The following is an 11,622-nucleotide window of genomic DNA, read 5'->3' on the forward strand; positions in this document are numbered from 1 at the left end:
TCATTCGCTACGTATAATGACCTTTCCGCGATGAATTCGAACCGTCTCTTTTTAGTATTGGCAATAGGGATAGCCATCGGTTTGTGGGCGTATGGCCGATACGTTGCTATACCCAAACCGCCACATCGTCGCCCGGCAGGTGCTACCTCGCCCAACAATCGGCGCGTTGAGAAATCAGATGATGACTGGAAAATAAACCTGACGCGCGCCCAATACAACGTTTTGCGGGGAAGCGACACTGAATGGCCCGGCAGTAGCCCGCTTGTGCACGAACACCGGCCAGGTACGTTCGTGTGCGCGGGTTGCCGTAATCCGCTGTTTTCATCAGCCACGAAGTTTGAATCGAACACGGGCTGGCCCAGTTTTTACGCACCGATAGTAACCAACGCCATCTATACCGAAGCCGACGGAAGCCGCACGGAAGTTCGGTGCGCCGTTTGCGATGGGCACCTGGGCCATGTATTCACCGACGGCCCCGCCCCTACCGGCCTGCGCTACTGTATGAACGGCGTGGCGATGGCATTTGAGACAAAGTAGACTATCAGTAACGTGATGATACTGATAAGCTGCCACTATTTTTTTCGTTTGGTGGTTTACCAGACAGGTAGTCGCTGCTGACTGCCCCTCCCTCTCAATCCACCAATCAATCATTTATGAAGTTACTATACACGTACCTGCGTCAGTATTGGGGTTTGTTGGCGCTGGCCCTTGTGCTGGCCTCGATCAACCAGATTTTCTCGCTGCTCGACCCCTATATTTTTCGTAAGATCATTGACCAATATGTGGTCAAATCAGGCACGATCCTGAAAGGAACCGACTTCTGGGGCTTCCTGAGCGATGGTGCCGGTCTGCTGATTCTCCAGGCCCTCGGCGTGGCTATGGTCAGCCGGATTGCCAAGAATTTTCAGGATTACTACGTCAACGTGATCACGCAGCGCATGGGCGCGCAACTGTACACGGATGGCCTGCGCCACTCGCTCGAACTGCCTTACCAGGTGTTTGAAGATCAACGGTCGGGCGAAACGCTCGGCATTCTGCAAAAGGTGCGGGCCGATGTCGAAAAGCTAATTCAATCGTTCGTGAACGTCCTGTTTACGTCGATCGTCGGCATCGTATTCGTGATGTGGTATGCCACCACGGTTTACTGGCCTATTGCTCCCGCCTATTTCCTGACCATCCCGCTGCTCGGTTTCGTAAGCTCCTTGCTGAGCAAGAAGATCAAGGTCGTTCAGAAGAACATCGTGGCCGAAACTACGGCCCTGGCGGGGTCAACCACCGAAAGCCTGCGCAACATTGAGTTGGTGAAAAGCCTGGGTCTGGCCCAACAGGAAACCGAACGGCTGAACGGCACTACCACCAAAATTCTGAAGCTGGAGCTGAAAAAGGTCCGCTATATCCGGTCGCTGTCGTTTGTGCAGGGAACGTTCGTGAACCTGCTGCGCAACGCCATTATGCTGCTGATGCTGTTTCTGGTGGTGCAGGGCAAAATTACGGTGGGCGAATTCTTCTCGCTGTTCATCTATTCCTTCGCCATTTTCGGCCCGTTGCAGGAACTGGGCAACATCATCAACGTATACCGCGAAACGGAGGCATCACTGGCCAATTTCCAGCGTATTCTCGACACGCCCCGCGACAAGAAACCCGAACACCCGCAGCCTATTCACCGCATCGAACAACTGGCGTTTGACGACGTACGGTTCAAACACCTTTCGGCCAACGTACCTGCGCTGGCAGGCATTTCGTTCGACCTGAAAGTGGGCGAAACCATCGCGTTTGTCGGGCCATCGGGTTCAGGAAAAACCACGCTGGTGAAGCTGCTGGTTGGTTTGTACCAACCCATGTCGGGACAGATTCTGTACAATAGCATTCCCGGCTCCAACATCAATCTCGACGAACTCCGCGAGCAGATCGGCTTCGTAACGCAGGACACGCAACTGTTTGCCGGTACCATCCGCGAAAACCTGAAATTCGTGGCCCCCAACGCCACCGACGATGACTGTCTGAAAGCGCTGCACCAGGCTGCGGCTGATTCGCTGCTGGCCCGCGCCCCGCAAGGCCTTGACACGGTAATTGGTGAAGGCGGCGTGAAGGTATCGGGTGGTGAAAAACAACGCCTGAGCATTGCCCGCTCCCTGTTACGCCAGCCCGCGCTGCTGGTATTCGACGAAGCCACTTCGGCTCTCGACTCGCTGACGGAAGAAGAAATTACCAATACAGTTCGTGAACTGTCGCAATCACGCCAACGGATGACCATCCTGATTGCTCACCGCCTCAGTACAATCCTCCACGCCGACCGGATCTTCGTGCTCGAAAAAGGGCACGTCGTAGAACAGGGTGGCCACAACGAACTGCTGGAACACAAAGGTCTGTATTACGCCATGTGGCGTCAGCAGATCGGCGAGCGCAAGGCCATGATGGCGGTATAGGTACGTTCAATAAGCCACAATCAACCGTCCCTGCTTTTGCTTCTGGCTTATTTTCTCGCGTTGCTGTAATTCATAGTCGATCTGCCAGGCGTAGACACCGCCCATGCAAACGGAGCCGTTGACAAAACCGTCCCATTGAAATGGGGCGGTTTGGGTATGGAAGATCAGTTCGCCCCAGCGGTTGAAGATTGATAGCGATTTGAGGGTGATATCACCACAGGCAATCGGCTGAAACAGGTCGTTCAGGCCATCGGCGTTGGGGGTAAACAGGTCGGGTGTGTACACCACGCAGCCGCACTCTCCGTAGTCGATATCGATCGAGTCGCGTATGGTGGTGCAGGCGTTGGTCACCGTGGCCAGATACGTACCTGAGCGGCCAACGGTTCGTTCGGTTTGCGGAAAGGCATCCTGCCAGGCGAATGTACCTTCGGCAAACATGGGTTTGATGGTGTATACCTCGGCCCCGCACAGTTCCCTGTTTGGCCCCAGGTCCAGTTGTGGCGGCTTGATAAAGCTGACCCGAATGGTGTCGGTAACCACACAACCCGCCTGACTGATGCGCAGGCTATACGTTCCGTTCTGCGCCACCTGAAAGCTGGGCTGACCGGAGCCATCCTGCCAGCGGTAGTTTGGGGCGTTGGCGGGGCCTCTGAGCGTAAGCGACTGCGCGTTGCAAAGCGTTGTGTCTCTCCCCAGGGTAAAGTTCAGGGCATAATCAACCACGATGGTGTCGCTCAGTATTTTGCAGGGCGTGGTTACGGTTACCCAGTATTTGCCGGGTTTGGTGACCAGGTACGTTGGTGAGGTGTTGCCGTCGTTCCAGCGATAATCGGTGGCGCCGGGCGTTTTGGCGTTCAGCAGGTACGTGCTTTTACGGCCGCAGAGCGTCGTATCGTTTCCCAGGTTCAGTTCGATCGGCACCAGCGATACGTCGTCGATGAAAACGTAATAGAACGCCAGCATGGCGGGTAGCTTGTTGAAGCTACCAATTGTCACGAACCGTTCGCCACCTTTAGCTTCAAACGTGCCGCTTATCTTGTCCCATTTGAACGACCCCGATACCGTCGAGGCTTGGGCATCGAGCACCTGCGGTTTGGCAAATAACAGGCTTTTGGCCGTTGAGGTCAGCGGCTGGTTCGAGAAATGCGCGCCTATCGTACCGGCGATATACTGGTTCGGGTTGCGGGAACTGACGTACATCTCGAAGTAATAGCATTTGGCGGCTTCGAGTGGTTTGGTAAGCGGCGTTGCCAGGTATTCGGCCCAGCCCTGATCCAGAAACAGCCGGGCCAGCCCAACGCCGGTGCGTGGCGGCACTTCGATCTGATTGGTCGGGAAACACTGATTATAGAAGTCGGGGGTTGCCAGGTTGGGGTTATACCAGGGCACGGCCTCTTCCAGCAGATTATCCTGCCGGGGGCAGTTCTGGTATTTTTCGAAGCTCCCATTGGGAATTAGTTCCTGCCCCATAGCTACACCGCCGGCAAATACCAGGACACAGGTCGGCAGCCAGAAACGGAGTTCTGAACACACGATGTGGTACAGGTTTGTTAGCAGTGTCATCAGAGCCACCCAGGCAGTTGAATACGCGCTAAACACTTGACGCCTAAACTGATATGAGCTTGCTAAAGCTACGCAAAATCAGGCATAAAGCCGGTAAGTACGCAAGGCGAATACGCTGTCACTGATGTAAGAACCAATGCTTTTCGGCTAGCGGTCGACCCGGCTACAGTTGACGGATCTTTATGTTCCGAAACCAGACGCTGCTGCCCCAATCCTGCAGGCCAATTCGACCGCTGAATTTCCCTTTGCTCATGGGCGAATCTTTGAGCTTGCTGGCAGCTACCAGTTTTTTCCAGTCGGCGCTGGTCAGCTCATGTTCCTGAATGCTATAGCCGTTGAGCGAGACCGTCAGTCGGTTCTTTTTCAGGATAAAATGCACCTTGTTCCAACCGCCAACGGGTTCAACTTCGCGCACTCGGGCCACCGCCAGATTGAAGAAATCGCCCGCCCGGTGGCCCTGCTGCTTGTCTTCGCCAACACCGGCCAGAATGGCATCGTCTTCGATCTGAAGTTCCAGGCCGGTATCGTAGACGTTCTTGAATTGAGGCTGCTCCTGCACAAAGAAGAAAATGCCGCTATTGGTAAACTTGTCGACTTTCCATTCGGCTTTAAATTCGAAATCGCCGGATATCGGTGCGTCTGTAACCAGATCGCCGCCGTCGGGGGCCTTATTTCCCGCCCGGGTAGGTACGTTCAGATGCAATGCGCCCTGATCAATCTGCCACGACGAGCCAACTTTAGTTCCTGGTGCACCATACTTGTGCCAGCCTGCGGTGTTCTGCCCATTGAAGAGCAGTTTCCACCCCTCTTTCTTTTCCTGCGCCGACAATGCATTGAGCGGTTGCGCCTGCAACCCGGTGAAGGCAATACTTACGAGCAGGCTAAAAGCAATTGATCGGGTCAACATAGTTGATTGAGGTAAAAAAACCGGATAAAAACGACATGGGGTATGCCAGGCCTAAAAGCGCTGGTTACCAATCAGAGAACAAACCAGTGTGCGCCCGCTTGCTACTCAAATTGCCCCTCAGCTGCCCCTTCTACAACCAGCACGTTTGGCCCGGTTTTCGTGTTTAACAGGCAGGGGCGAAGATGGAGCTTCGGCCTCACCGTAACAATGAAGCTATTTCTCCGGCTGGTGCCGTTTTCTTTCTTCTTTCTATTGGCAACAGGCTTCGGGCCTGCCAATCTGGCTGGCGATGCAGTTATTGCGCTTCAACCCGAAACCTTACCGTTTACCCCAACGGGCTATTACATCGAAAGCGTGCAGGACAAACGCCAGCAGCGCGAAGCCTTTGCCAGCCTGATTATCCGTCCCGATAAGCCTACTGTACCGGTTGATCTGGATGGCGGCACGGGCCCCGCTATTTACAAATACATTTCACGAAGTTTGAAACAGAACCGGTCGCTTCGGCCCATTGTGCTGCGTATAACGGTGGGTAACCTCACTGAAACGGCGGGTCCGAAAGGCATGATCAATGGTCGGCTGAACCTATCGCTGGCATTTGATGTGAAACGTGAAGATGAGCAGCTTTCGCTCGTGACCTATCAGGGGAATGCGCGGTATCAGCGCCCGCCGGGGCAAACGCAGGTCATTGAAAAAGTGATTCGGCAAAGCGTAAACGAAGGCCTTCGTTTCCTGAATAATTTCATAAATAAAGAGTCAGACAACGTACCTGTACTGGCCAGTAAGATCTCAGTTACCTTCAACAACATCACCACGCGCACACCGGCCAGTAGCGACACCGTTTTTTATGATCCTGCCCGACCGCTCACCTGGGACGATTTCCGGGCTATTCCGCCCACTACCAGCCGCTATGCTGCTCAGATTATGCCCGGCGTAGCGTATGAGGGCCATAGCGATGTTGAGAAAGGAAGCATAGACGTGAAACTGAAGCTGAAGGTGTTCATGCTCAAAAGCCAGTCGTGGGTAAAAGCCATTGGCCACAACGACTACGCCCTGAATCACGAGCAACGCCATTTCGACATTGCGCGGCTGGCTATGGAAGATTTCAGGAAGCGGGTTAATCCTGATAGTCTGTCGCTCAATGATTACAACAGCAACATTCAGTATCAGTACATTGAGATGTACCGTGCGCTGAGTTTACGGCAACAGCAATATGACGACGAAACTGCCCACGGCATTAACCAGGGCGTACAGGCCCGCTGGAATAACCGGCTTGATTCGGAGTTACGTACTTTTGGGCTCAAGTGAAACGTCATTACGCTTCGCTGCCATAGATCATCAATGACAGCGAAGCCTACTAACCTTGCGAGTATTACACGTCACCACGGCCCACCGACCCCACGACCCGCGTATTGTTTATAAACAATGCCCAACGCTGACGGCCGACTACGAGGTTTGGTGCGCCATTCCAGACGCCGACCCAGCGGTTGCGCCTACCGTTCAGTTCATTCGTCTGCCGTATTATGAGAGCGTTATGCGGCGCATTCTGATCACCTGCCCGCTCATCATCTGGCGATGCTGGCGACTTCGGCCCGATGTGGTCCACTTCTACGTACCTGAGTTTATCCCGTTTGCGTTTCTGTTCCGGCTAAGAGGGGCCAGATTAATCTATGAAGTACAGGAAAACCTGTTCAAGAAACTGCATTTAAAAACGAAAAACCGGGGCTGGCTGCTGGAAAAAGCATTTTCCCTGCTCGACCAGCTAGCCCGCCGGTACTGCTACTGCATCTTCACCGAACACGGCTACCTGACAACGTATACCAACCTGCGTAAGCCATCGGCTGTCATTTACAACTACGCATCGTTACCGCTGCTTGAGCCTTTCCGCAAGCCGTATTTACCCCGGAAACAGCCACCAACGTTCTTCTACATCGGCTGGCTTAGCATGGAACGCGCCGTTGATACGCTGCTGGCCGCTTTTTCCAGACTGAAAGCCAATCACATTGATTTTTTTGTGCATCTCTTTGGCCGACAGACATTCTCGCAGAAAACGCTGGAAGCGAACGCCGATTATCAGCAGGTACGTTCTCAACTCCACTTTCACGGTTATGCAGACCAGCGAGTGGCCCTGCACAATGCCGCAGGGGTAATAGCGGGGCTGGCCCTGTTAAAACCCATTGGCGATTATCCTGAGTCATATACAACCAAGCTCTTTGAGTACATGGCACTCGGGTTACCCGTCATTACGGCCGACTTTCCACTCTATAAAGATGTAGTTGAACACCATCGTTGCGGTTTCTGCGTTGACCCATACGACGCCGATGCCGTTGCCCGGGCGCTAACGTACCTGATCAATAACCCGGACGAAGCTGAGGAAATGGGCAAGCGCGGCCGCAACGCCGTAATCCAACAGTATAACTGGGCTACCGAAGCAACCAAACTACTGGCGTTCTACAGGCAGGTGTTACAAGTGCCACATCCTACAATTGCCCTGGCACAAGTGTAACGATAATCAATCTGCCTAAACAGCTAATACGTAGGTTGACCAGCCCTCTGCCGCTGTGATGCCAGATGACCCATTGCCTAAAAAAGCAGACAGACAAACCCATTCAGAAATGTATACAAACCCGTTTGGTGTGGCCATTCGCTCGAACATACTGCACTATTTTTAGTTATTTTTACATTATACTCATTATATCTACTACGTCTTCCAGGAAGATTTTAACTTTCGGGATATTTTCAGTTGTTGTCTTCGAAGCCAAGTTAACCGGCACATGTTTATTCACGCAGTCAGCCACTATTTGCCCGAGCAAATAGTCGGCAATGACCACTTTACACAGCTCAACGGACTTTCTGACGAGTGGATCACTACCCGCACGGGTATTAGTGAACGCCGTAAGGCGAGCCCCGAGGAGAATACCAATACTATGTCGATCGAAGTCGTGTCTCGCTTACAGGCGAAAACCGATCTCTCGACCGTTGACCTGATTGTTGGTGCCACGTATACGCCTCACGATACCATTGTAACGCTGGCTCACGCCATACAGCATCACCTCAATATAGCCGACATTCCAACCGTTTCTGTGTCGTCGGCCTGTTCATCGTTACTTAATGCCATTGAAATTGTTGAGGGGTATTTTGCCCTGAATAAAGCCAGCCGCGCGCTGGTGGTCGTTGCAGAGCACAACACGGCCTATTACAATGAAGAAGATACGGTCTCGGGCCACCTTTGGGGCGACGGCGCAGCGGCCTTGCTGATTACCAAAGAACGCCAGTCTGAGGGCGATCTTACAATCAAAGGCCTGCTGACGGGGGGCGCGGCTCATGCGGGTAAAGCCGTTGAAGCCGTGGTGTTACAACCCCTGGTCAAAGGGGTAATCATGCCCTACGGCCGCGATGTATTCCAGAATGCCTGCATCTATATGCCCAAAGCCAGCCTTCAGATTCTGGAGCGCCACGGCCTTACGGCGGCCGATGTCGATTACGTATTACCGCACCAGGCCAATTTGCGTATTAGCCGAAACGTAATGCAGACGCTTGGTCTTCCCGAAGAGAAGTTACTCTCTAATATTCAGTACCTCGGCAATACAGGCTGTGCCGGTTGCGCCATCGCCCTCTCCGAACACTGGGACTCCTTCAAAAAGGGAGAACGTATCGTTGTAACTGTCTTTGGTGGCGGTTATTCCTACGGTGCCATGCTGATTGAGGTTTAAAAAGATGGTCTGGATCAGCCAGTTGTAGAATCGGGTTATTGCTGTCGATTAGCCAAACGCTTCGCGCCAGTAATAACCCGATTTTTGGTAACTGGTGCGTCTTGTTGACGCTCTACATCTGCCAACCCTCCCTATATAGTCTTATAGTTAGTTTATTATAAATTATATTTAGGCAGCACAAGAGATACCGTTCCCTTTCATGAACAGCCTTCCTGCCGGGTTTGCCAGTCACAGCTTAACGTACCTGCATAAGCTCGCCCCAGAGCAAAGACAACTACGTTATTGCCTGTTTGTGCTACTCTGCGTGTTCATGGGTGGCTGCCGGCAAACAAATTCGGGAAAGGCGTACCGAATCGGTTTTTCGCAGCGCACCGAGGCCGATACCTGGCGCAAAACGATGCGGGCCGGCATGAACCGCGAGCTCTCGTTTTATCCCGATGTCGACTTCATTGTTAAAGATGCTGGTGGCCAGAGCGAACGACAAGCCCGGCAAATACAAGAACTTATCGACCAGAAAGTTGATCTTCTGATCGTATCACCAAACGCGGCGCGCCCCATCACGCCCATTGTTGAAAAAGCTTATCAGCAGGGTATTCCAGTCGTTATTCTCGACCGCCGAACCGATTCTGACCAATATACCGCCTACGTTGGCGCTGACAATGTGGACGTAGGGCGCACGGCCGGCGTATATGCGAATCAGTTGCTTCAGGGAACAGGTAACGTGGTAGAGATTGGCGAGTCGCCGGGGTCCTCTGCCGATATAGACCGGCATCGGGGGTTCATGGAAGCAATCGGCGTCCACCCAGGTATCCGGCTGATTACCAAGCTCGAAGGTGACTGGGATAAGCGATCGTTTGCAGACAGACTGACCAGTTTGCTAACCGCAAAACCGACCATACAGCTCATCTTTGCGCAGAATGACCGCACAGCCCTGAAAGCCTATAAGGTTTGCCGCGGATTAGGGCTGGAGAAGCAGGTCAAGATTATCGGTGTTGATGGCCTGCCGGGGCAGAATGAAGGCATCGACCTGGTTGATCGGGGCATTCTGAGCGCGACGGTTTTGTACCCAACGGGCGGCAAAGAAGCCATTCGCACCGCCATGGCCATTCTGAAGAAGCAGCCATTCAAACGGGAAAACAAGTTGCCCATTACGCTCATCGATTCGGCCAATGTGCGCATTATGAAGTTTCAGAATGAAAAGGTGGTAGAGCAGCAGGTCGATATTGAGAAGCAGCAACGGCGCATCAACGACCTGAACCAGATTTATAGTAACCAAAAAAATACGCTCTATTTCACCCTGGCTAGTCTGCTGATCGTTATGCTGTTGGGCGGTTGGGCGCTTTACCTGTACCGCTCCAAACAGATTGCTTACCAGACCCTTGAGCGACAGAATCAGGAGATTCTGGACCAGAAAAATCAGATTGAGATCGTATCGGCGCAGGCACGGCTGGCAACCGAAGAAAAACTCCGGTTCTATTCGTATATCTCGCATGAGTTCAATACCCCGCTGAGCCTGATTTTAACACCTACGGAAGAGCTGCTTCAGAAAAAGACAGTTAACCCCTCCGAGTTGAAAAACAACTTGCTGCTGATACAGAAAAACGCCTATCGCCTGCTTCGACTGGTTGATCAGATGCTGGACCTGCGTAAGACTGATGCCGGAAAACAACGCCTGCACACGGCCGAACAGGACCTGATTGCGTTCATCCGGGATATCGTTCAGGACTTCCTGCCCAAAGCCAAAAAACGCCGGATCGACCTGCAATTCATACCGGCTCAACAAACCTTGCCCGTCTGGTTCGACAGTGAAAAGCTGGATAAAGTTATTGTCAACTTACTGTCGAATGCTTTCAAGTACACGCCCGGCGGTGGGCTAATTCACGTTCGGCTTAGTGTGATCGACGAGCAGGTGCAGATTCAGGTGACCGACAATGGCGAGGGTATGACGCCCGATGAACAAGCCCACGCCTTCGATCTCTTTTTCAGCGGCAGTAGACCGTTTAACCTCTCAAAAGGCCTTGGGCTGGCCCTGTCGATGGAATTCATTCAGCTGCACCAGGGCGACATAAACGTCCAGTCGGAGAAAGACAAAGGCACCACGTTCACCATTTTGCTACCGTTGGGGAACAAGCACTTATCACCCAGTGAAATGAATGGCTCACCCACCCGCCAGCAATCGCTGATCGACCTGGATGATGACGATATCGATGCGACTGACAGCAAGCCAGCCAAACAGCTGGGTACGTTGCTGGTCATTGAGGATAATGATGACCTGCGTGCATTTCTAAGCACCCGCCTGAGCAACGAGTTTGAGATCATTGCCGAAGCATCGGCGGAGAAAGGTTGGGAACGAATCCTCGATGTCATTCCCGACCTAATCGTCAGTGACGTTATGCTGCCGGGCATGACTGGCCTGCAACTCACTCAGCGCGTTAAAGCCGACCTGCGCACCTCGCACATTCCGGTAATTTTATTGACGGCTCAGGGCCAGATGGAACAGCGGATAGAAGGAACCCGGGTTGGAGCCGACGCGTACATTACGAAGCCGTTCAATACCCAATACCTGCTCGAAACGATTCGGACTACGCTGACTAATCGTGAGAAGTGGCAACGGCGCTACGCTTCCGATTTTCTGTCTCAGTCGGGGGGCGGCAACCGGCAGGACAAGAAGTTCCTGAACGAGCTAACCGCGCTGATAGAACAGAACCTGGGCGACCCGGCGTTCGGCGTCGAAAAGTTAAGCCGCGACATGGGGCTTTCGCGAGTACAACTTTACCGCAAAGTACAGGCGTTACTCAACATGAATGTGATGGATTACCTGACCGACGTACGATTGAAACGCGCCAAACACCTGCTTCGCGAAACCACCAAGCCGATGGCTGAAATCGCCGACGAAACAGGCTTCAATTCGGCCGCTTACTTTACCACGTTCTTCAAACAGCACACTCAGAAAACGCCCTCTGACTACCGAAAGTCGTCGGTGAAGGCGTAGTTGATGTGCATTGGTATGGTTTCA

General features: G+C 53.0%; 8 protein-coding genes. 6 read left to right on the plus strand and 2 right to left on the minus strand.

Annotation, left to right across the window (positions count from 1 at the left end; genetic code table 11):
* Window positions 1-30 precede the first annotated feature (30 nt).
* Complete coding sequence (msrB, locus tag J2I46_RS14890) at window positions 31-537, plus strand: peptide-methionine (R)-S-oxide reductase MsrB (protein ID WP_207329839.1); 507 nt, start codon at window positions 31-33, stop codon at window positions 535-537.
* A gap of 116 nt (window positions 538-653) precedes the next feature.
* Window positions 654-2,426, plus strand: coding sequence for an ABC transporter ATP-binding protein (locus J2I46_RS14895; RefSeq protein WP_207329840.1), 1,773 nt, complete (start codon window positions 654-656; stop codon window positions 2,424-2,426).
* Window positions 2,427-2,432: 6 nt separating this feature from the next.
* Here the strand turns inward: J2I46_RS14895 and J2I46_RS14900 are convergent, their stop codons facing one another.
* Together J2I46_RS14900 and J2I46_RS14905 are read right to left on the minus strand one after the other, a co-directional pair.
* Window positions 2,433-3,989, minus strand: a complete 1,557-nt coding sequence (locus tag J2I46_RS14900; protein WP_229379768.1) for a T9SS type B sorting domain-containing protein — start codon at window positions 3,987-3,989, stop codon at window positions 2,433-2,435.
* A gap of 163 nt (window positions 3,990-4,152) precedes the next feature.
* Complete coding sequence (locus J2I46_RS14905; protein ID WP_374758093.1) at window positions 4,153-4,893, minus strand: 3-keto-disaccharide hydrolase; 741 nt, start codon at window positions 4,891-4,893, stop codon at window positions 4,153-4,155.
* A 210-nt stretch (window positions 4,894-5,103) separates the two neighbouring features.
* On the opposite strand from J2I46_RS14905, the gene J2I46_RS14910 reads away from it, so the two are divergent.
* From J2I46_RS14910 to J2I46_RS14925, 4 genes are all read left to right on the plus strand, one after another.
* Window positions 5,104-6,201 (plus strand): hypothetical protein, encoded by a 1,098-nt coding sequence (locus J2I46_RS14910; RefSeq protein WP_207329842.1) that lies wholly within the window; start codon window positions 5,104-5,106, stop codon window positions 6,199-6,201.
* 55 nt (window positions 6,202-6,256) lie between these two features.
* Window positions 6,257-7,399, plus strand: a complete 1,143-nt coding sequence (locus tag J2I46_RS14915; protein WP_207329843.1) for a glycosyltransferase — start codon at window positions 6,257-6,259, stop codon at window positions 7,397-7,399.
* Between the two features lie 268 nt (window positions 7,400-7,667).
* Window positions 7,668-8,606 (plus strand): 3-oxoacyl-ACP synthase III family protein, encoded by a 939-nt coding sequence (locus tag J2I46_RS14920; RefSeq protein WP_207329844.1) that lies wholly within the window; start codon window positions 7,668-7,670, stop codon window positions 8,604-8,606.
* A gap of 310 nt (window positions 8,607-8,916) precedes the next feature.
* Window positions 8,917-11,598, plus strand: coding sequence for a substrate-binding domain-containing protein (locus J2I46_RS14925; RefSeq protein ID WP_229379800.1), 2,682 nt, complete (start codon window positions 8,917-8,919; stop codon window positions 11,596-11,598).
* Window positions 11,599-11,622: the final 24 nt, after the last annotated feature.

Origin of the sequence: Fibrella forsythiae, from assembly GCF_017353175.1 — a bacterium.
In the GTDB taxonomy this organism is placed as follows: domain Bacteria; phylum Bacteroidota; class Bacteroidia; order Cytophagales; family Spirosomataceae; genus Fibrella; species Fibrella forsythiae.

Excerpts from the sequence above, each read along its gene's own strand:
- msrB (WP_207329839.1), top strand. The coding sequence starts at position 31 with ATGAATTCGAACCGTCTCTTTTTAGTATTGGCAATAGGGATAGCCATC.
- J2I46_RS14895 (WP_207329840.1), top strand. The coding sequence starts at position 654 with ATGAAGTTACTATACACGTACCTGCGTCAGTATTGGGGTTTGTTGGCG.
- J2I46_RS14900 (WP_229379768.1), bottom strand. The coding sequence starts at position 3,989 with ATGACACTGCTAACAAACCTGTACCACATCGTGTGTTCAGAACTCCGT.
- J2I46_RS14910 (WP_207329842.1), top strand. The coding sequence starts at position 5,104 with ATGAAGCTATTTCTCCGGCTGGTGCCGTTTTCTTTCTTCTTTCTATTG.
- J2I46_RS14920 (WP_207329844.1), top strand. The coding sequence starts at position 7,668 with ATGTTTATTCACGCAGTCAGCCACTATTTGCCCGAGCAAATAGTCGGC.
- J2I46_RS14925 (WP_229379800.1), top strand. The coding sequence starts at position 8,917 with ATGGGTGGCTGCCGGCAAACAAATTCGGGAAAGGCGTACCGAATCGGT.